Source organism: Streptomyces nymphaeiformis, from assembly GCF_014203895.1.
GTDB classification, from domain to species: Bacteria; Actinomycetota; Actinomycetes; order Streptomycetales; family Streptomycetaceae; genus Streptomyces; species Streptomyces nymphaeiformis.
This window is the reverse complement of sequence record NZ_JACHJY010000004.1, coordinates 533,103-555,354: the sequence shown is the minus strand read 5'-3', so window position 1 is coordinate 555,354 and position 22,252 is coordinate 533,103. Positions and strand designations below refer to the sequence as shown.

Sequence of the window (22,252 nt, the reverse complement as noted above, 5' to 3'; positions counted from 1 at the left end):
CTGTTCGTAAGTCTGTGGGGTGACGGATGGGGGGACTGCGGGCCGCGTCAGTGGGAGAGCGCCGTGCGCAGGCCCTCGTGGATCAGCTCGCAGCCGTACCGGAGGACGTCGAGCTCCATGGTCAGAGCGGGCAGCAGCTTGAGGACGGCCTTGTCACGGCCGGTGGACTCGACGATCAGGCCGCGCTCGAAGCACCAGGCGACGACCTCGTCGGCGGCCCGGCGGCCTCCGGCGTGCGTCAGGTCGATGCCGATCGCGTGGCCCTCGCTGCGCACCTCGACGCCGGGCAGCGGGTGGCTCTCCCAGAAGTCGCGGAGCAGTTCGGCGCCGTTGCGGGCCTGGTCGAGGAAGGCGTCGTCCTTCCACAGGTCGAGGGCGGCGCAGGCGGCGACGAACGCCAGCTGGTTGCCGCGGAAGGTGCCCGGGTGGTCACCGGCCTTCCAGGAGTCGAGGCCCTCGCGGATGAGGAGGATCGACATCGGCAGGCCCAGGCCGCCGATCGACTTCGAGACGGTGATGAGGTCGGGGACGACCCCGGCCTGCTCGAAGGAGAAGAAGCCGCCGGTGCGGCCGCAGCCGGCCTGGATCTCGTCGGCGATCAGCACGATGCCGTACCGGTCGCAGAGCTCCCGCAGGCGGCGCAGGTCCTCGTCGGGGATGCGGTAGACGCCGCCCTCCATCTGGACGACCTCGAGGATCACCGCGGCGGGCACGTCGACGCCGGAGAGGTCGTCGCTCAGGAACTGCTCGAGGAGGTCGAGGGTCGGGAAGTGGCCGCGCGGGCCGACCGGGAACGGCAGGTGGGTGACCTCGCCGAGGGCCGTGCCGGCCACCTTGCGCAGCGAGTTGTCCGCCGTCGCGGCGAGGCTGCCGCGGCTGACGCCGTGGTACGCGCCGGAGAAGGCGATGACCTGGGAGCGGCCGGTGTGCTTGCGGGCCAGCTTCAGCGCGGCCTCGACGGCGTCGGTGCCGGTGGAGCCGCAGAACTGGACGCGGTGGTGCAGTCCGCGCGGCTCCAGGATCTCCCGGCCGAAGCGCTCCAGGAACTCGCGCTTGGCCGCCGTGTGGAAGTCCAGGGCGTGCAGGAGCCCGTCGCCCTGGAGGTAGGCCAGGACCTGACGCTTGATGTGGTCGTGGTTGTGGCCGTAGTTGAGGGCGCCGGCTCCGGAGAAGAAGTCGACGTACTCCGTGCCGTCCTCGGCGACCAGGGTGGTGCCGTGCGCCGAGGCGAGCAGCGTGGGGAACGCCCGGCAGTACGAGCGGACGGCGGACTCCCGGGTCTCGAACACCTCGGTGGACGTGGCGGGAGCGGAAGGGGCGAGAGGGGAGGCGGCGCGTTCTGCCATGACCGTCATCGGGGGTCTCCAATCGTGTGGGGGGCGAGCGGGAGCACCTGGCCGACGGTGGCGGCAGGTGTACGGGCGACGGAGGCGAGCAGCGCGAGGTAGTCGTCGAGCAGCTGCCGGGCGTCGGTGTCGGCGACGCGGTCGCCGTAGTACGACAGGGCGATACGGGGTTCGGCGTCGTCGGTGACGTCGAGGCGGAGCGCGTACTCGGTCTGGTTGCGGGTGCCGTCGCTCTCGGCGCCCTCGTGGACGCTCGCGGCCTGCTGGGCGCGGAGCGCCGAGGAGACCGGGTAGTTGGCGACGACGACGACCGAGTCGAACAGCGGTCCTTCGCCGGCGCCCATCCGCTGAAGCGTGCCGGTGGGGACCGAGGTGTGCTCGGCGCCCTCGACGCGGGCCAGCTGGAAGCGGTCGAACAGGGCGGTCAGGCTCTCGTCCCGGTCGATCTCCACCCGTACGGGCAGGGCGGCGATGAACAGGCCGACCGCGCGCTCCAGGCCGTCGACGGCCCGGTCGCGGCCCGCCGAGACCACGCCGACCGTGACGTCGGCACGCTCCAGGCGGGAGGCCGCGAGGAGCGACCAGCCGGCGCAGGCCAGGGTGGAGAAGGTGTGGCCGTGCTCGGCGCCGCGCTCGCGCAGCGTCCGGGCGACCGCCGGGTCGAGCCGGCCGGCGACCCGGGCGAACCGGGACGGGCCGAGGCTGCCGGGCTCCGCCGCGAGGCGGGACGGGAGGGCCCCGTCGAGCTGGTTCCGCCAGAAGGCGGCGTCCGCCTCCGGGTCGGTGTGCTCGGCGTCGAGCTCGGGGACCGGCGGGAGGCCGGCGTCGCGTCCTTCGAGGGCGGCGACGTAGAGCGCGAGGAGTTCGTCGAGCAGCACCAGGTTCGACCAGCCGTCGGCGAGCAGGTAGCTCTGGATCTGGCCCAGCCACCAGGTGTGGTGGCCGCGCACCAGCCAGACCCGCCACAGGGGCGGCTCGGAGACGTCGAAGGGCGTGGCCCGCTCGGCCTCCAGGAGGGCGATCAGCTCGTCGGCGACCGCGTCCGGCTCGTGGTCGCTCCAGTCGAGGACCTCGATGACCGGGGCGAGCTCCTCGGCGACGACCGGGGTCCAGGCGCCGTCGCCGTCGCGCCGGAAGCCGGTGCGCAGGGCGGGGTGGCGGTCGGTGAGCGCCCGCCAGGCGGCCCGGAAGCCGTCCGGGTCGATCTCGAAGGGCAGCTCGGTGGTGGACTGCATCTGGTACAGGCCGGGCACCCAGTCGTTCTCCAGGACGTCCAGCATGTGCTGCTGTCCGGTGGTCACCGTCGGCCCGGTGGGGCGGGGACGGGCGGACTCGGCGGCCGGGGCGGCCTCCCGCTCGTCGATCGCCTTCGCGAGCGACTCGATCGTCTGGTGGGCGAAGACCATGCGCGGGGTCATCTCCAGGCCGACGCGGCGGGCCGCGCTGACCATGCGGATGACGGCGATGGAGTTGCCGCCCAGGGTGAAGAAGCCGATGTCGACGGGGACGTCGTCGCGGCCGAGGGCCTCGCGCCACAGCTCCACCAGGGCCCGCTCGGTGTCGGTGCCCGCGGCCCGTCCGGTGACGGCGGCGACCGTGGGCGCCGGCAGCTCGCGACGGTTGATCTTGCCGTTGTGGGTCAGCGGGAAGGCGTCCATACGGACGAAGGAGGCGGGCACCATGTGCTGGGGCAGCCGCTCCGCCAGCTGACGCTTGAGCTCGGCGTCCTCGGGGACCTCCCCGCCGGTCGGCGCCACCAGGTAGGCCACCAGCGTCTTCGCGCCGTCGCGCGGGCCGTGCGCCGCGACCAGGCAGGAACCGCCGCCGATGACCTCCCGCAGGGCCGCCTCGATCTCACCGGTCTCCACCCGGTAGCCGTTGATCTTGATCTGGAAGTCGATGCGGCCGAGCAGCTCCAGGTTGCCGTCCGGCATCCAGCGGGCCCGGTCGCCCGTGCGGTACATCCGCGCCCCGGGCAGCGGGCTGAACGGGTCCGGCAGGAACTTCTCGCCGGTCAGCCGGGCCCGGTTGTGGTAGCCCCAGCCGACGCCGACACCGCCGAGGTACAGCTCGCCGGGGACGCCGACGGGCAGCGGGGACAGCGAGGCGTCGAGGACGTACGAGGTCTGGTTCGCCATCGGGACGCCGTACGGGATGCTGCGCTGCTCCGGCAGGACCTCGCCGATCAGGTGGATCGTCGAGTCCATGGAGACCTCGGTGGCGCCGCCCATGCTGACCAGCTGCGCCGACTCGATGAGCTGGGCCGCGCCGCGCTGCGGCAGCGCCAGCGGGATCCAGTCTCCGCCGAGCAGCACCAGGCGGATCGGCAGCCGCTCCCCGCCGCGTACCTCGGCCTCCTCGACGAGCAGGCCGAACAGCGCGGGGACCGAGTGCCACACGGTGACGGACTCGCGCTCGATCGTCTCGATCCAGCGGTGCGGCGAGCGCTCGTCCTCGGGCGTCGGGAAGACGACGGTCGCACCGGCCATGAGCGTGCCGAACACGTCGTACGCGCTCATGTCGAAGGCCAGCGCGGAGACGCCGAAGACCTTGTCGCCGGGACCGACCAGGAAGCGCCGGTTGAAGTCGGTGAAGTTGTTGACGCGGCCCCGGTGGTCGAGCAGCACGCCCTTGGGCAGGCCGGTCGAGCCCGAGGTGTAGATCAGGTACAGCAGGTCGTCCGGGCGGACGTCGCGCTCCGGCCGGGTCGCGGGGAAGTCCCCGGCGGAGGCCGGGTCGACGGCCGTGACGCCGTCGCCGGCGAGCCGGTCGTCACGGGTGACGACCAGGCGGGCGCCGGAGTCCGCCAGCATCCACTGGAGGCGCTCCGCCGGGTAGCCCGGGTCGAGCGGCACGTAGCCCGCGCCGGCCTTGGCGACGGCGAGCTGGGTGACGACCAGGTCGACACCGCGCTCCAGGCAGACGCCGACGCGCTCGCCGCGGCCCGCGCCCCGCTCGATGAGCAGGTGGGCGAGGCGGTTGGCGCGGGCGTCGAGCTCGGCGTAGCCGACCGCCTCGTCGCCGCAGACCACGGCGGCGGCGGCCGGATCCACGTCCGCCCACTGCTCGAACAGGCCGTGCGCGGTGGCGTCCTCGGGGTACTCCTCGCCCGTGCGGTTCCACTCCCCGACGACGAGCTCCCACTCGGCCGGGGTCAGCAGGTCCGCGTTGTCGACGTGGACGTCCGGGGTCTCGCACAGTCCGGTGAGCAGCCGCCGGTAGTGGCCGAGGAGGCGCTCGGCGGCGTCGGCGTCGATCACCGACTCGTCGAACTCCAGCGACACCATGACCTCGTCGTCCGTCACCGCGCAGGACAGGTCCAGCGGGAACTTCGCGGTGCCGGAGTGCAGGTGCGTCGGGGTCAGCGACAGGTCGCGCAGCCGCATCTCGTGGCCGGGGCCGTTGTTGAAGACGAACATGGCCTCGAAGAGCGGGCTCTCCGCCAGGGTCCGCTGCGGCGCGACCTTGTCGACCAGGACGTCGAAGGGGATCTGGTGCTCCTGCGCCCACAGCGACTCGCGGGTGATCCCGGCGAGCACGTCGCCCAGGGTGCCGGCCCCGGCGGACAGGTCGGCGACGACGGGAACGGTGTTCGCGAAGTAGCCGACCAGCCGCTCGGTCTGCCGGTTCCGGTTGGCCATGACCGTCCCGATGGCGAACCGGGAGGTGCCCGTGTACCGGTGCAGGAGCACCGCGAACGCGGAGAGCATCACGTTGAACGCGGTCGTGCGGTGCTCCTCGGCGGTGCGCTGGAGCTCGCGGCCGAACTGCGCGTCCCACTGGCAGCGGATGCGCCGCCCGGTGCGGGCCGTGCCCCGGTCGCCGCTCGCCGACAGGCCGAGCGGCTGGGCCCAGGCCAGCTGCTCGCGCCACTGCGCGACCAGCCAGTTGTAGTCCGCGGGCTCCTGCGCCCGCTCGTGCACGGCCGCGTCGGCGTAGTCGATGCCGAGCTCCGGCAGCCGGGGCGAGCGGCCCTCGCGGGCCGCGTCGTACAGCTCCGCGAGGTCCTCCAGGAGGACGCCCACCGACCAGGCGTCGGTCGCGATGTGGTGCACGACCAGCGCCAGCAGGTGGTCGTCGGCGGCGATCCGGAACAGCCGGCCGTGCATCACGGGCCCGCCGGCCAGGTCGATCGGCCGGGCCGCCTCGCGCTGCGCGGCGGCCATCGCGGCCTCCTCGCCGCCGGTCTCCTCGACCGGCAGCGGCACCGGCTCGGCGTCCCGCACGACCTGCTCCAGGCCGCCGTCCGGCAGCTGCCGGTAGACGGTGCGCAGGACCGCGTGCCGGGCGACGAGCCCGTCGAGGGCGGTGCGCAGCGCGGCGACGTCGAGCGCGCCGCGCAGACGCACGCCGTACGGCACGTTGTACAGCGGGCGGCCGTCCGCGAGGGACTCGGCGACCCACAGCTGCTCCTGGCCGCGGGAGAGCAGGACGCGGGCCGCGGGGTCGCGGCGGCGGATGGTGCGCGCCGCCGCCCGCTGCTTGCCGCGGGCAAGGAGGAGCTGGGCCATCAGCTCCCGCTTGGCCGCGGAGAGGCCCTTGACGGCCTCCCGCTTGGTGGAGACTTCCCCGATCATGCGTCCCTCTCCTCGCCGGCCGCGAGCAGCTCGCGGGCCTGGTCGTCGGTCACACCGTCGAGCAGCACCTCGAGTTCGAGGAGCTCGGCCTCGCTCAGCCCGGCCATCTGGAGCTCCTCCAGGGCCTGGGCGACACCGCGCACGGTGGGCTGCTCGAAGACGGTGCGCAGCGGCAGTTCGATGTCGGTCTGCGCGGCCAGTTCGGCCACGAGACGGGTGGCGAGCAGCGAGTGGCCGCCCAGGGTGAAGAAGTCGTCCAGCGCGCCGACCGCCGGGGTGCCGAGCAGCTCCTCGAAGACCGAGGCCACGAGCCGCTCGGTGGGGCCGGACAGCGCCTCGAAGCGCTGCCGGACCCGCTCGACGGTGACGTCGTCGCGCTGGAGGGCGCCGCGGTCCACCTTGCCGTTGGCGTTGCGCGGCAGCCGGTCGGCGAAGACGTAGCCGGTGGGGACCATGTAGCGCGGCAGGCGGGTGCCGAGCGCGGCGGCCAGGACGGCCGGGTCGTGCTCGGTGCCGACCACGCAGGCGACCAGGGTGGGCTCGCCGTCGCAGTCGCGCAGGACGACCGCCGCCTCCCGTACGGCCGGCAGCTCGCACAGCGCCGTCTCGACCTCGCCGGCCTCGATGCGGAAGCCGCGGATCTTCAGCTGGTCGTCGAGGCGGCCGAGGAACTCGAGCCGGCCGTCGGCGTGCAGCCTCACCCGGTCGCCGGTGCGGTAGAGCCGGGCGCCGGGGACCGTCGCGTACGGGTCGGGGACGAAGCGGTCCGCGGTGGCCTTCGGGTCACCGAGGTAGCCGCGGCCGACCACCGGGCCGCCGATGGCGAGCTCGCCCGGCACGCCGAACGGCACGCGCCGTCCCTGCGCGTCGAGGACGTACGAGGTGACACCGGCGACGGGGCTGCCGAGCGGGACCGGGCGGTCCGCCGGCGGCGGCGTGGACAGCACCGCGAGGTGGGTGTCGTCCGAGCACTCCGCGGGTCCGTAGGCGTTGACCATCGGGATCCCGGGGAAGCGGCGCAGCCAGTCCGCCGCGAGGTCCGGCGGCAGCGCCTCGCCCGTGGCGATCAGGAACCTGAGGCTCGCCAGGTCGCCGCCCTCCGCGTGGTCGAGCAGCGCCCTGATCATGCCGGGCACCAGCTGGAGCACGGTGACCCCGCGCTCCCGGACGAGGGCGAGCAGCGCCTCGGCGTCCCGGCTGGTGGCGTCGGGGCTGACCACCGTGGTCGCACCGCGCGTGACCGCGACGAGCATCTGCCAGACGGAGATGTCGAAGGACTGCGCGGCGGTCTGGGCGACGACGTCGCCCGAGGTCAGCTCCAGGTCGTGGGCCATCAGCTCCAGGTGGCCCAGGAGGCCGGCCTGTTCGATCTCCACGCCCTTCGGCTCACCGGTCGTACCGGAGGTGAAGATGACGTACGCGCGCCGGTTCGGCCGCGCGGCGGCGGCGTCGAGCGGACGGTCCGCGGCCGCGTCGTCGAGGACGAGGTGACTGCCGCGGGCCCTGCCGTCGCCGAGCAGGGCGGCGATGCGGTCCGCCTGCTCGTCGTCGGTGACCGCGACGACCTCGCCGAGCCGGTCGAGGATCGTGGCGATCCGCCGGTCCGGTACGGCCGGGGAGACCGGCACGTACGTGGCGCCGGCCGCGCCGCAGGCGAGGGCGGCGGCGATGTGCCGGGCGGAGCGCTCGGCGCAGACCACCACGGCCTGCTCGGGGCCGGTGGCGGCCGCGGTCAGCCGCTCGGCGAGCGCCGCGACGCGGTCCCGCAGTTCGCGGTAGGTCCAGACGGTGGTCCCGTCGATGACGGCGGGGGCGTCCGGGGTCTGCCGCGCCCAGTGTTCGAGGGCCTCGGCGGTCGTCTTCGTGGTGAGGGCGTCCGGTCCGGCGCTCAGGGCGTCCTGGGCCTCGGCCTCGGCGGCCGAGCGCAGTTCCAGGTCGGCCACGGCCCGCGTCGGGGTGGCGGTGATGCTGCCGAGCAGGGCCTCGAAGTGGTCGAGGAGCTGCTCGCCGGTCTCGGCGTCGAACAGGTCGGCGTTGAGTTCCAGGGTGGCGTGCAGGCCGTCCTTCTCCTCGGCCAGGTCGAGGCTGAGGTCGAACTTGGCGGTGCCGACGGGGGCGTGCAGCCGCTCCAGCCTGAGGTCGCCGAGGTCGATCTCCGAGTAGGGCGCGTTGTGCAGGGTGAACATGACCTGGAAGAGCGGGCTCACGCTCAGGTCGCGGTGGGGCTGGAGCGCGTCCACGACCCGGTCGAAGGGGACGTCCTGGTTGGCGTAGGCCGCCAGGGTCGTCGAGCGGACCCGTTCGAGGAGTTCGGTGAAGGACTCCTCCGCGGAGAGCTCGTTGCGGAAGACGATCGTGTTCACGAAGAACCCGACCACGTCCTCGATCTCGACCGAGCGGGTGCCGACCGGGGTGGCGACCGCGATGTCCGCCGCGCCGCTGTAGCGGTGCAGCTGGGCGTTGAAGGCCGCGAGGAGGGTCATGAACAGGGTCGCGTTGTGCTCGCGGCCCACGTGCCGTACCCCGTTGACCAGTTCGGCGTCGAGGATCCGGCGGACCGTCAGGCCGCGGTTGGTCATCGCCGCGGGCCTCGGCTTCTGCGCGGGGAACTCGAGGACGGACGCCGGCTTGGCCAGCGTCTCGCACCAGAAGTCGAGCTGCCCCTGGTAGTCGCCGCCCTCGACCCGGTCGCGCTGCCAGCCCGACCAGTCGGCGTACTGCACTTCGAGCTCGGGCAGCGGCGAGGCCGTGCCCTGGCGTCGTGCCTGGTAGAGGGCCGCGAAGTCGCGGACCACGATCTGCAGGCCCCAGCCGTCGGCGACGACGTGGTGGACGGTGAGGACGAAGACGTGGTCCTCGTCGGACAGCCGGATCAGGGTGGCCTGTTCGAGGGGCGCCTGGGCCAGGTCGAAGCGGTGCCGTGCGGCCTCGTCGACGAGCTCCCACATGCGCTGCTCGGCGTCCTCCTGCGGCTCGTCGCCCAGGTCGACGACCGTGAGCGGCATGGTGACCTCGCCGGCCGGCTCGACGATCTGGCTGACCCGGCCGTCGTCCATGACGATCCGGGTGCGCAGCACCTCGTGCCGGGCGACCAGCTCGTCCAGGGTGGCGGCCAGCGCCTCGGTGTCCAGCGGGCCGCGCATCCGCACGACCGTCGGGCTGTTGTAGGCGCCGGTGTCGCCCTCCAGCTGGTCGAGGACCCACAGGCGTTCCTGGCCGTACGAGGCGGGCAGGGCGCCGGTGCGGGGCAGGGCGGTGATCGGTTCGGCGACGGTGGTGCCGCCGGCGACGCCGTCGATGTGGGCGGCGAGGTCCCGCACGGTCTGCTTCTCGAACAGGGTGCGCAGCGCGATCTCGCAGCCGAAGACCCGGCGGATCCGGGACACGACCTGGGTCGCCATCAGGGAGTGCCCGCCGAGGTTGAAGAAGTTGTCCTCGGGGCCCACCTGGTGGGCGCCGAGCACGTCCTGCCACAGGCCGGCCACCAGTTCCTCGGTGGGCGTCAGCGGGGTGCGCGGTCCGTCCTCGTGGACGCCGGTCGCCGCCGAGGGCTCCGGCAGCGCCGCACGGTCGATCTTGCGGTTCGGGGTGAGCGGGAAGGCGTCGAGCGCCACGACGAACGCCGGGACCATGTAGTCCGGGAGCCGCTTGCGGACGTACCCCTTCAGCTCGTTGCCGGCCACCTTCTGACCGGGCCTGGCCACCACGTAGGCGACGAGGGCGGTCTCGCCGCTCGCGTCGGGGCGGGCCATGACGAGGGCGTCCTGGACCTCCGGCGCGGAGCAGATGACGTGCTGCACCTCGTCGGTCTCGACGCGGTAGCCGCGGATCTTCACCTGGTTGTCGGCGCGGCCGAGCGGGGTGACGGAGCCGTCGGCGAGGTAGCGGCCGAGGTCGCCGGTGCGGTACATGCGGTCGTCGTCGGACGTGCCGAACGGGTTGCGCACGAACTTGACGGCGTTGAGCTGCTCGTCGGCGTAGCCGAGCGAGAGGTGCGGGGAGCGGATGACGATCTCGCCGGGCTCGCCGACGCCGGCCTGCTGCCCGGCCTCGTTGAGGACGAGGAGCTGGACGTCCTTCATGCCGCGGCCGAGGGGGTACGTGACGCCCGGGTCGGTCTCGGCGGTGCCGTGGGCGGCGGGGACCACGTAGTAGCCGACCGCGCGCTGCGTCTCGGTGGAGCCGTACAGGTTGACGCAGGTCGCCGAGCCGGCCATGCGGGTGATGGCCCGTACGTCACGGCTGGTCAGCGTGTCGCCGAGGAAGAACACCCGCTCCAGGAGCGGCAGCGTGCCCGGGGCGACCGACAGCTGGTCGAAGAGCCGTGCCATCGGGGGCGTCATGTGGCTGACCGACACCTGGGCCGTACGGAACCACTGGGCGAGACGGCCCGGGGTCTCGACGTCGAGGCGGTCGGGCACGCAGATCGTGGCGCCCGTGACCAGCGGCGTGAACACCTCGCGGTGCAGCGGGTCGTGGCTGATGCCGGAGAGCAGGCTGTAGCGGTCGGTCTCGCGGAGCCCGAAGGTCTCCACCATCCACGGCACGAAGTGGGTCAGGGACCCGTGCGCGCCCCGGATGCCCTTCGGCTTGCCGGTGGAACCCGAGGTGAACGCGATGTACGCGCAGTCCCGCGGGCCCACCTGGACGGCCTCGGCCGGTTCGGCGCCCTGCGGCACCAGGTGCCGGGCGTCGGCGAGGCGGGACGGCAGCTCGAAGCGGCAGCGCAGGTCGAACCCCTGGAGCGCGGTGTCCACCGCGAGCGGCACGGCACCGGCCCCCTCCAGCTGGAGGAAGGCGCTCGGGCGGGCCACCGCCAGGCAGTCGGCGATGCGGTCGGCCGGGTAGCTCGGGTCGAGGATGGCGAACGAGGCTCCGGCGCGCATCACCGACAGGATCGCCCAGACCAGGGAGGCGCTGCGCTCGCCGTAGACGGCGACCACGTCGCCCTTGGCGACGCCCTGCTGGTTCAGCAGGCCGGACATGGCGGACGTCGCCCAGGCGAGGTCGCCGTAGGTGAGCTCCTGGCCCGGCTCGCTGATCGCGATCCGCTGCGGCTCGCGGGCGGCGAGACGCTCGAACTGCTCGACGACCGATCCGTACCAGCCGGCGTCCAGCGGTGCGGACGGGTCGGGCAGCTCGCGGCGCGCCTGCGGAGTGTCGAGCCGCAGGGCGTCGATCGGGCTGCCGCTGTCGGCGACGGCCTGCTCGATGACCCGGATCCACTGGGCGAGCAGCTCCCGCGTCGTGGCCTCGTCGAACCGCTCGCCGGCGTACATCAGGTCCAGCGAGAGGCCGGGACCGGCGGGGTCGACGTAGAAGGTGAGGTCGAACTTCGCGCCGAGGTCGGGGACGGCGAAGGTGTCGACCTCGATGCCCGGAAGACCGGACTGGCGCGGCGGGATGTTGAGCAGGTTCAGGTAGACCTGGAACAGCGGCGTGGTGTTCAGGTCGCGCTCGGGGGCCAGCTTGCCGACCAGCGTCTCGAACGGGACGTCCTGGTGCTCGTACGCGTCGAGGGTCGTCGTGCGGACCCGGTCGAGCAGCTCGGCGAAGGTCGGGTCGCCGGACAGGTCGGCGCGCAGCACCAGCGAGTTGATGAAGAAGCCGATCAGGTCCTCCACCTCGCGGTGGCGGCGGCCCGCGATGGGCACGCCGATCGCGAAGTCGCGCTGGCCGGCCAGTCGTCCCAGGGTGAGCTGGAGGGTGGCGGCGAGCACCATGAACAGCGTCGCCCCGGACCCGGCGGCGAGCCGCTCCATCGCCTCGCGCAGCTCCGGCGTGACGGTCGCCCGCACCCGGTGGCTCTTCTCGTCGTCCGCCGGGGCGGAGCCGGAGCGGGCGATCGGGAGGGTCAGCGAGGGCAGCTCGTCGAGCTTCTCGCACCAGTACGCGACGGAGGCGTCGAGCGCGCCGGAGTCCAGCTGGTGGCGCTGCCAGCGGGAGAACTGCTCGTACGTGACCGGGAGCGGCGGCAGCGGGGTCGCGGGCTCGTGGCCGGTCTCCTCCGCGTAGAAGTGCGTCAGGTCCCGCTTGAGGATCTCCATCGACCAGCCGTCGCCGACGATGTGGTGCAGCGTCAGCACCAGGACGGCGTCGTCGCGGCCGAGGTCCAGGAGCCGGACCCGCAGCAGCGGTCCCGCCGACAGGTCCATCGGCTGCGCGGCCTCGCGCTCGACGAGGACGAGGGCCTCGGACACCCGCTCCTCGGCGGTGACGCCGGTCAGCGCGGTGCGCGTCAGGGTGACGTCGGCGCGGTCGAGGACGGACTGCGTGAGGACGCCGTCCCGGTGGGCGACGACCGTGCGCAGCGTGGTGTGCCGGTCGACCAGGCGGCCGACGGCCCGCTGGAGCGCGGCCTCGTCGAGGGCGCCGGTGAGCCGGATCGCGCCGGCCAGGTGGTAGCGGCCGGTGAGGGCGTTCTGGCCGGAGCCGTTCTCGATCTCCTCCAGGAGCCACAGGCGTTCCTGCATCACCGACAGCGGCGCGTCGCCGCCGCCGGCGGCGTGGGCCGCGATCCCGCCGGAGGTGTCCCGGGCGGCGGCCGCGTCGCACAGGGCGGCGTAGTCGCGGAGCACGGGCGCCTCGAACAGGGCGCGCAGCGGGACCTCGCGGCCCAGCTCCTCGCCCACCTGCGAGGTGATCACGGTGGCGAGCAGGGAGTGGCCGCCGATGGTGAAGAAGTCGTCGCCGGCGCCGACCGCGTCGACGTCGAGGACCTGGGCCCAGACCCGGGCCACGGTCCGCTCGGTCTCCGTCTCCGGCTCGGCGAAGTCGGCGTGCGCGAAGTCGGCGCGGCGCGGCCGGCCGAGACGGCTCGGGTCGATCTTGCCGCCGGGCAGGCGGGGCAGTTCCGCGGAGGCCACGAACGCGGCCGGGACCATGTGCGGCGGCAGCTCCGCCGCGCACAGCTGCGCGAGCGCCTGCGGGGTCAGCTCCGGGTCGGCGGTCTCGACGTATGCCACCAGGACCCCGTCGAGGCCCCGGACCACGGCCTGGGTCACCCCGGGCAGGGCGAGCAGCACCGACTCGATCTCGGCGGGCTCGACGCGGTAGCCGCGCAGCTTGATCTGGCTGTCGCTGCGGCCGCAGTAGTCCAGGGTCCCGTCGGCGCGCAGCCGGACGAGGTCACCCGTGCGGTACATGCGGGCGCCGGGGACGGCGGAGAACGGGTCGGGCAGGAAGTGCCCGGCGGTCAGCGCGGGCCGGCCGTGGTAGCCGAGGGCCAGACCGGCACCGCCGGCGTACAGCTCGCCGACCGCTCCGGCGACCACCGGCCGCAGGTCCGCGTCCAGGACGTACGCCGTGCCGCCCGGCAGGACCGCGCCGAGCGAGGCGGGCTGCCCCGGCTCCAGGGCGGCGGCCGTGATGGCGACGGTGCACTCGGTGGGGCCGTACGCGTTGACGAAGCGGCGGCCCGGCTGCCACTGCTCGACCAGCTCGGCGCGGCAGGCCTCGCCGCCGGACACCAGGGTCTTCAGGTGCGGCAGGTCGCGGACGGGCAGGGAGGCGATCACCGACGGCGGCAGCAGGCAGACGCTGATGGCGCGCTCGGCCAGGACGTCGGCCAGGGCCTCGCCGACGAGGGCGTGCTCACGGCCGGCGACGCACAGGGTGCCGCCCGCGGCGAGCGTGGAGAAGATCTCCCAGACGGAGGCGTCGAAGCTCAGGCTGGCGAACTGCAGCATGCGCGAGCCGGCGTCGATCCCGAAGACGCCCGCCTGGGCCGCCGTGAGGTTGGCGAGCGAGCGGTGGGAGACGAGGACGCCCTTGGGGCGGCCGGTGGAGCCCGAGGTGTACAGCAGGTACGCGGGAGCGTCCGGGTCGGCCTGCGGCAGCGCCACGGCCTCGGCCGGGGCCTCGCGCAGCGCCTCCTCGACGAGTTCGCGGGTCACCAGACCGCGCGCCCCCGAGTCGGCCAGCATGAAGTCCTTGCGCTCGGCCGGGTAGGCGGGGTCGATCGGCAGGTACGCCGCTCCGCAGCGCTGCGCCGCGAGGACGGCGACGACCGCCTCGACGGACGGCTCGACCGCCACGGCGACGACGTCACCGGGACGCACGGCGAACCGGTCGGCGATCACACGGGCGACCTGCTCGACCCGGGTGCGCAGCTCGCCGTAGGTCAGCGCGCTGTCGGCGCCCTCCACGGCGATCGCGTCGGTGCGGCTGTCGGCGGCACGCTCGAACTGCGCCCAGAACGTGTCGGGGTGCTGCTCCGCGCCGGCCGGGGCCGGCCAGTGGCCGAGGGCCGCGGCCGCCGAGGGGGTCTCGACGCGCTCGTCGGGGCGCTGCGCCATCGCGCGGGCCGTCTCGGCGAACAGCCGGGCGACGAGCTGCGCGGTCCCGGTCCCGAAGAGGTCCGTGTTGAACTCGAGCCAGCCCGTCAGCGGGCCGCCGTCGTCGGTGATCTCGAAGGTCAGGTCGGTCTTGGCGGTGCCGGTGTACAGCGGGGCGGTCTCGACCCGCAGGCCGGGCAGGGCCGGCGAGGGCAGGGCTCCGCTGCGGACGTCGAGGATCGCCTGGAAGAGCGGGCTGCGGCTGGGGTCGCGGTCCTGGCCGCTCGCCTCGACGATCGCCGAGAACGGCACCCACTTGTGCGGCATCGCCTCCAGGGTGGTGGCGCGGACCCGGGCGACGAGGTCGCGGCCGGTGGCGCCGCCGGGCACCTCGAAGCAGAGCGGGACGGTGTTGACGAAGAAGCCGACGACGTCGTCGTAGGCGCCGTCGCCCGGGCGGTTGGCGTCGGGGACGCCGACGACCACCCGCTCCTGGCCGGTCAGCCGGGAGAGCGTCGAGGACAGGACTGCGGCCAGCGTCATGAAGACGGTCGCCTGCTGGTCGCGGGCGAGCGCGCGCAGCTGGTCCGAGTCGGCCTGGCCGAGCGTCAGCGGGACGCGCGCGCCGTCGAAGGTCTGCACGGCCGGACGGGTCCGGTCGAAGGGCAGGTCGAGGGCGAGCGGCGCGCCGGCGAGGTGTCCGGCCCAGAAGGCGAGGCCCTGCCGGCCCTCTTCGGAGTCGAGGCGGGCGCCCTCGTCGAGGGCCCAGCGGGCGTACTGGTGGACGACCGCGGGCGGCTCTCCGGCACCGGTGCCGGCACCGTGCGCGTACAGCTCGGCGAGCTCTCCGGCGATGATCTCCATCGTGCGGCCGTCGGAGACGATGTGGTGGAAGGCCAGGAGCAGGGCGTGCTCGTCGGCCCCGAACTCCACCAGGGCGGCGCGCATCAGCGGCGGCGTGTCCAGGTCGAACAGCTGCTTGACGTGCTCGCCGACGAGCTCGGAGAGCTCCGCCTCGCGGCGGGCGGGCGCGACCGAGGTCCGGTCGAGGACCTCGAAGGGGCAGGCCAGGCCGGTGTGCACGAAGGGCACGGGCCGGCCGCCCTCGTCCGTGAAGCCGGTACGCAGCGCCGGGTGCCGCTCGACGAGCGCGTCGAGCGCGCCGCGCAGGACGTCCCGGTCGAGCTCGCCGTACAGCCGGAGGACACCCGGGACGACGTAGGCGCGGGAGCCCGGGGCGAACTTCTCCAGGAACCACAGGCGGCGCTGGCCGAGCGACAGGGCCGGCTCGGCCTCGGCGGCGGCGTCCGCGGCGGCGGTCTCCACCGGCTCCGCGGCGGCCAGTTCGGCGATCCGCGCGGCCTGGGCGCGGACGGTGACGGACTCGAAGAACATCCGCAGCGGCGGCTGGACGCCGAACTCGCGGCGGACCCGGGTGTTCAGGTCGGCGGCGCGCAGCGAGTGGCCGCCGAGCGCGAAGAAGTCCTCGTCGGGACCGACCCCGGCGACTTCGAGGACCTCGCACCAGAGGGCGGCGAGCCTGCTCTCGAGCGGCGACATGTCGGCCGCCCCGGCGGAGCGGGACACGTCGAGGGCCAGCTCGCGCAGGGCGTGCGCGTCGACCTTGCCGTTCGAGGTGAGCGGGATGGCGTCCAGGACGAGGAGGCGGCTGGGGACCATGTAGCTGGGCAGCTCGCGGTTGAGCCAGTCGCGCAGCCCGTCGGTGCTGACGCCCGCGCCGGTGACGGCGGCGATCAGCTCGGTCTCGCCGGCGCCGCGGGTGGCGACGACGGCCGCCTCGGCGACCTCGGGGTGCCGGCGCAGCACCACGTCGACCTCGCCGAGCTCGATGCGGTAGCCGCGCACCTTGACCTGCTGGTCGGCGCGGCCGACGTAGCGCAGCTCGCCGTCGGCGGCGCGGCGCACCAGGTCGCCGGTGGCGTACAGGCGGCGGCCCGGCTCGGTCGCGAACGGGTCCGGGACGAAGCGCTCGGCGGTCTTGCGGGGCTCGGAGGCGTAGCCGCGTCCGACGCCGATGCCGCCGATGTACGCCTCGCCGACGACGCCGTCGGCGACGGGCCGCAGCTCGGCGTCGAGGACGTGGACGACCGCGTCGGTCATGTCGGCGCCGATGGACACGTCACGGGCGCGGGAGACCCGGCCCGACTCGGGGCCGAGGTGGGCGACGGTCGAGCACACCGTGGTCTCGGTGGTGCCCCAGCGGTTGTACAGCTCCACGTGGGCGCGGTCGGCCGCGAACCACTGGTCGAGCTTGTCGGGGTGGGCGGCCTCGCCGCCGATGAGGATCGAGCGCAGCTGCGGCGGCACCCGCACCCCGGACTCCAGGGCGGTGACGAGGACGTGGAAGAAGGCCGTGGGGATGTCGACGAGGTTGAGGCGCTGCTCCTCGCACCAGGCCCAGAACCGCTCGGGCGAGCCGAGCACCGACTCGTCGCGCAGCACCAGGGCGGCGCCCCGGGTCCACGCGGAGAAGATCTCCTCCAGGCAGGGGTCGAAGGTGAGCGGGGCGAACTGCAGCACCCGGTCGCCCTCGGCGACGTCGAAGGCGTCGAGGAAGGACAGCACGTAGCTGACGAGCGAGCGGTGCTCGATCTGCACGCCCTTGGGGCGGCCGGTCGAGCCCGAGGTGAAGATGACGTACGCGAGGTTGTCGCCGGTGACGGCGAGCGCGGGACGGTCCTCGGGGAGGTCCGCGCCGGACTCCTCGTCGACGCGGGTCGCCTCGCCCAGGGAGGCCGCGAGCGCGGCGGTCGCGCCGTGGCAGAGGATCCGCTCGCACCGGGCGTCGCCGACCATGTCGGCGAGACGGTTCTGCGGCAGCGTCGGGTCCAGCGGGACGAACGCGGCCCCGGACTTCATGACCGCGAGCATCGCGACGATCAGCTCGGGGGAGCGCTCCAGGCACAGGCCGACGGTCTGCTCGGGGCGCAGGCCGTCCTGCCGCAGCCGGTGCGCGAGACGGTTCGCCGCGGCGTCCACCTGGGCGTACGTCAGCTCCTCGGCGCCGGCCACGAGGGCGGTCGCGTCGGGGATGCGGTCGGCCGTCGCCTCGAACAGCTCGTGGACGGAGGTGATGCCCTCCTGGGTGCGGGCGGGGACGCCGGCCCGGGAGAGGGACTCGGTCGCGCCGGTCAGCCGCAGCGCGGAGACCGGGGACGTGCCCTGGACGACGATCTGCCGGAGCAGTTCGAGGAACTGCTCGCCGAGCTGCCCGGCGAGGGCCTCGTCGAAGCGGTCCGCGCGGACCAGCATGTGCGCGAGCAGGCCGCCGTCGGCCGGGATCGCGTGCAGGGTGATGTCGAACTGGGTGGCCAGCTCGCCCGCCGGGAACGGCTGGAGGGTGAGGTCGCCGAGGACCGCGCCGGTGCTGCCCGCGCCGAAGAGGACCGAGGTGACGTCGTCGGCGATCGCGGTGTGCGGCCGCTCGAAGACGACGGCCGTGTTGATCGCGGCCGAGGTGTTGCCCTGGGCGCGCAGCAGCTCGACGAGGCGGCTGACCGGGAAGTGCTGGTGGCCGAGCGAGCGGCGCAGCTGCTGTCCGGTGCTGCGGATCAGCTCGGTGACGGTGGGGTGGGCGCCGGGCTCGGCGCGGACCGGGATGGTGTTGGCGAAGTAGCCGAGGGTGTTGCGGAAGCGGGCCTGCGGACGGCCGGCCGTGGTGGCGCCGACGACGAAGTCACGGGCGCCGCTGTGCGCGGCGACGAGGACCTCGAAGGCCGCCATCAGGACGGAGAAGACCGTCGTGTCGCTCTCGCCCGCGGTCTTCTCGAGCGCGGCGAGCAGCTCGGCGTCCACCGTCACGCGGTGGCTCGCGATGCCCAGGTCGGGCTGCGGCACCTCCCGTACGGGGAGCGTGGGCGCCTGGACGTCACCGGCGAGGAGGTCGAGCCAGTAGCGCTCGTCGGCCTGCCACTGGGGGGAGCGCTCGTAGTCCTGCTGCCAGCGGACGAACTCCTCGTAGCCGACGGCCGCCGGGAGCTCGGGGGCCCGCTCGTGCAGCAGGTCGCCGTAGACGGTGGTCAGCTCGTCGAGCAGGGTCACCACCGACCAGAAGTCCGTGATGGCGTGGTGCTGCGCGAGCACCAGGACCGGTGCGCCGCAACCGGTGAACAGCTTCGCGCGGGCGACGTCGCCGTGCTCGATGTCGAAGGGGTCGAGGGCGCACGCGTCGACGCGGGCCCGGAGCTCCTGCTCCGTCCCGCCCGTCAGGTCGACGACGTCGAGCTCGAACGGCTTGGTGGGGTCGACGAGCTGCACGCGGCGGCTGCCGTCGACGCCGAAACCGGCGGTGAGGATGGGGTGGCGGGTGCCGATGTGGCGTACGGCGGCGGCGAGGACCCCGGCGTCGACCGGCTCCTCCAGCCGGACGGCGACGGAGACGTTCTGCCGGCAGTCCGGGCCTTCGAGGTCCCGCATGAACAGCAGCGACTGCTGACCGGCCGACAGCGGTACGGCTCCGCCGCGCTGCCCGGACGTCTGCCCGGACGGCGCCTCGGGGGCGGACTCCAGGCCCTCCTCGACCGCGGCCGCGACCTCGCGCAGGCTCGTCGGCTGGAGCAGCAGGCCCGGGTCGGTGACGACGCCGAGCTGCTCCTCGATGCGGAAGGCGAGGTCGACCGCGGCCAGCGAGTCGAGGTCGAGGTCGGCGACCATCGTGGCGGGCGCTTCGCCCTCGGCGCGGCCGACCAGGCTCAGGGCGCGCTCGATCGCGTCGACGCGCTCCTCGCGGGCGAGCGGGAGGAGTTCGGCGCGCGACGGCAGGGCGAGCTCGCGGCGCTCGCCGCGGGCGGCGGCGGTGGTGGAGCGGCGGTAGACCTCGCCCTCGACCTGCCCGGCGGTGTACGCCGTGCGGCCGGCCAGGCGCTGGATCTTGCCGCTGGAGGTCTTGGCCAGGCTGCGGGCGGCGAGCAGGACCACGTCGTGCAGGGCGATGCCGTGCTCCTGCTGGACGGCCGCGGCGATCGCGTCGGCGATCCCGGGGAGGTCCTCCTCGGTGGCGGAGGCGGCGACCTCGTGCAGGATCACGCACTGCTCGCCGTCGGCGGTCTCCACCGAGAACGCGGCGCCGCAGCCGGGGCGCGCGAGCGGCGAGGCCGCGACGGCGGTCTCCTCCAGGTCGTGCGCGTAGAGGTTGCGGCCGCGGACGACCATCATCTCCTTGAGGCGCCCGGTGACGAAGACCTGCTCGTCGAGGACGAAGCCGAGGTCGCCGGTGCGCAGGTACGGCTTCGGGTCGTCCGCGAGGCGGGCGCCGAAGGCCGTCTCGGTCGCGGCCTCGTCCTCCCAGTAGCCGGCGGCGACGGAGGCGCCGCGCACCCACAGTTCGCCGACCGTGCCGGGCGCGACGCGCTCGCCGGACTCCGGGTCGACGACGGCGAGTTCGTGGCGGTCGGCGACGAGGCCGGAGGAGACCAGGTGGTCGCCGTCCGGGAGTTCCTCGGCGCGGCCCTGCTCCAGGGCGGGGCGGTCGACGCGGATGCTGTGCGCGCCGTTGCCGCGGCCGGCGCCGGCGACGAACAGGGTGGCCTCGGCGAGGCCGTAGCAGGGCAGCAGCGCGGAGCGGTCGAAGCCGCTGACGGCGAAGGCGTCGGCGAAGCGCTCCAGGGTGCGGTTGCGGACCGGCTCGGCGCCGCAGAAGGCGACCCGCCAGGACGACAGGTCGAGGTTCTCCCGCTCGGCGGGGGTGCTCTTGTTGACGCAGAGGTCGAAGGCGAAGTTCGGGCCGCCGCTGACGGTCGCGCCGCGGCTGGAGATGGCCTCCAGCCAGCGCATCGGCCGGCGCATGAACTCGAGCGGCGACATCAGGACGTTGGACAGGCCGGACAGCATCGGCTGCAGGACACCGCCGAGCAGACCCATGTCGTGGTAGAAGGGCAGCCACGAGGCGACGACGTCGCCGTCGCCGAGGCCGAAGGCGCCGGCGATCGCGGAGCCGTTGGACAGCAGGTTCCCGTGGGTCACCACGACACCGCGCGGGGTGCCGGTGGAGCCGGACGTGTACTGGAGCAGGGCGACCGAGTCGGGGGCGAGGGCCGGCATGCGCCAGTCGTCGGCGCCCTCCAGCATCGCCTCCTCGGTGACGATCCACGGCAGCCGGGCCACCTCGGGCGCGTGCTGCTCGAACAGCTCACCGGTGAAGGCCTTGATCAGGCCGTCCGTGAGGACGATCTCGGCGCGGGAGCTCTGCACCACCGCGCGCAGCCGGGGCAGCGTACGGGCGACGCGCATCGGGTCCGGCGGGTAGACCGGGACCGCGACCATGCCGGCGTACAGGGTGGCCACGAAGCCCACGACGAAGTGCTCGCCCGGTGGGTAGAGCAGCATGACCCGCGCACCCGGCTTGGCCCGCTCCTGGAGCGAGACGGCTATCGCCCGCGCACGCCTGTCGATCTCGAGCATGCTGAGCTTCGTGTCGACGCCACCGGCGTCGGCGAGGAATTCGTAGCTTGCGTCGGCACCGCGCTCGGAGACGTTGCGGCGGATGACATCAACGACAGAATTGTTTGCGTACATAGACCGTTCTCACATCGGCGTGGAGTTTCGGGGCCCGGACGGGGGCGGAGTGGCTCGGAGGGCACACCGCGGGGGCGGGCCGGCGTCATGGGGGTTCGCCGGCCCGCCGGGGAATCGCGGTCAGTAGCCGGCGACCGGCCGGCGGTGGCAGATGCTGCGGATCCGCTCCTGGACGCGCGCCCGCAGCGCGGGGTCGAGGGCGTAGGTGTTGTTGGAGGTGTTCTCGAGGTCGGTCAGCACCTCGTGGACGAGCTCCGCGACCTCCGCGACGTCGGCCTCGTCGAAACCGCGGGCCGCCATGCTGTTGCTGCCGAAGCGCACGCCCGACGTGACGAACGCGGAGTGCGTGTCGCCGACGATCCGGTTCTTGTTGACGAGCACGCCGCACTGCTCCAGCGCCTTCTCGGCGTTGACACCGGTGACGCCGTACGACGTGAGGACGTCGGCCACGACGATGTGGTTGTCGGTTCCGCCGGAGATCACCCGCACTCCGCGGGCGACGAGCTGCCCGGCGAGGGCGGCCGCGAGGTCGCGGACCCGGTGGATCCGGGCGGCGAACTCCGGCGTGGTCGCGGCCCCCAGGGCGTAGGCCTTGGCGGCGATGCTGTTGACCACGGGCGCGCCCTGGATCAGCGGGAAGAGCCCGGTGTTCAGGGTCTGCTGGAGCGTGCGGCCGGTGGGGAGCACCATGTCGGCCGAGTCGCCGAGCATGATCAGGCCGCCGCGCGGGCCGTAGAGCTGCTTGTGCGTGCACGTCGTCACGACATGGGCGTGGGCCAGCGGCGAGGGGTGCAGACCGGCCACCACGAGGCCGGCGATGTGGGTGATGTCGGCCAGCAGGTAGGCGCCCACCTCGTCGGCGATGGCGCGGAACGCTGCCCAGTCGAGCGTACGCGGGTAGGCGGTGGTGCCCGCGATGATCAGCTTCGGGCGGTGCGCGAGCGCCTGCGCGCGGACCTCCTCGTAGTCGATGAGGCCGTCGGCCCCGAGGCCGTAGCTGTGCGCCTCGAAGATCTTGCCCGAGAGGTTGACCTTGGCACCGTGGCTGAGGTGGCCGCCGGCGTCCAGGTCGAGGCCCAGGATCGGGTCGCCCGGCTTCAGGAGCGAGTTCATCACGACCTGGTTGGCGGTGCTCGCCGAGTGCGGCTGGACGTTCGCGTAGCGGGCGCCGAAGGCCTGCTTGGCGCGCTCGACCGCGAGCTCCTCGACCTTGTCGACGTTCACGCAGCCGGCGTGGAACCTGCGGCCGGGGTAGCCCTCGGCCGTGACGTTGGCGAAGAAGCTGCCCTCGGCGAGCAGCGCCGCCGGGTTCACGGGGCTGCAGGAGGCGACCAGCGCGAGGGTCTCGCGCTGCCGGTGCAGCTCGTCGTCGAGGAGCCCGTACAGGGCCGGGTCCCCGAGCTCCATGGCGTGCAGGGCGTTCTCGTAGAAGGCCGAGAGCGGGGCGGTCGGAGGGGTGAGCGTGGGCAGTCCGACGGCTTGGGTCATGGGGCCGAATCCAAACTGTGAGGGGTGAGGG

General features: G+C 73.8%; 4 protein-coding genes. All 4 read right to left on the bottom strand.

The window, feature by feature from the left end:
* Positions 1-47: 47 nt before the first annotated feature.
* The 4 genes from GGE06_RS16620 to glyA all read right to left on the bottom strand — a co-directional run bounded on the left by GGE06_RS16620 (position 48) and on the right by glyA (position 22,221).
* Positions 48-1,355: a diaminobutyrate--2-oxoglutarate transaminase gene (locus GGE06_RS16620; protein ID WP_116159926.1), complete on the bottom strand. Its 1,308-nt coding sequence runs from the start codon at positions 1,353-1,355 to the stop codon at positions 48-50.
* Positions 1,352-5,923 (bottom strand): non-ribosomal peptide synthetase, encoded by a 4,572-nt coding sequence (locus tag GGE06_RS16615; RefSeq protein WP_116159927.1) that lies wholly within the window; start codon positions 5,921-5,923, stop codon positions 1,352-1,354. The genes GGE06_RS16620 and GGE06_RS16615 overlap by 4 nt, the downstream gene beginning before the upstream one ends.
* Positions 5,920-20,733: a non-ribosomal peptide synthetase gene (locus GGE06_RS16610; RefSeq protein WP_184931141.1), complete on the bottom strand. Its 14,814-nt coding sequence runs from the start codon at positions 20,731-20,733 to the stop codon at positions 5,920-5,922. Before GGE06_RS16610 ends, GGE06_RS16615 begins: the two co-directional genes overlap by 4 nt.
* A gap of 120 nt (positions 20,734-20,853) precedes the next feature.
* Entirely contained in the window at positions 20,854-22,221 is a 1,368-nt protein-coding gene (gene glyA / locus GGE06_RS16605; RefSeq protein ID WP_116159929.1) for a serine hydroxymethyltransferase, read from the bottom strand.
* Between the last annotated feature and the right edge of the window lie 31 nt (positions 22,222-22,252).

Bases quoted from the DNA above. Each gene is read 5' to 3' on its own strand.
- GGE06_RS16620 (WP_116159926.1), bottom strand. From the start codon at position 1,355: ATGACGGTCATGGCAGAACGCGCCGCCTCCCCTCTCGCCCCTTCCGCT.
- GGE06_RS16615 (WP_116159927.1), bottom strand. From the start codon at position 5,923: ATGATCGGGGAAGTCTCCACCAAGCGGGAGGCCGTCAAGGGCCTCTCC.
- GGE06_RS16610 (WP_184931141.1), bottom strand. From the start codon at position 20,733: ATGTACGCAAACAATTCTGTCGTTGATGTCATCCGCCGCAACGTCTCC.
- glyA (WP_116159929.1), bottom strand. From the start codon at position 22,221: ATGACCCAAGCCGTCGGACTGCCCACGCTCACCCCTCCGACCGCCCCG.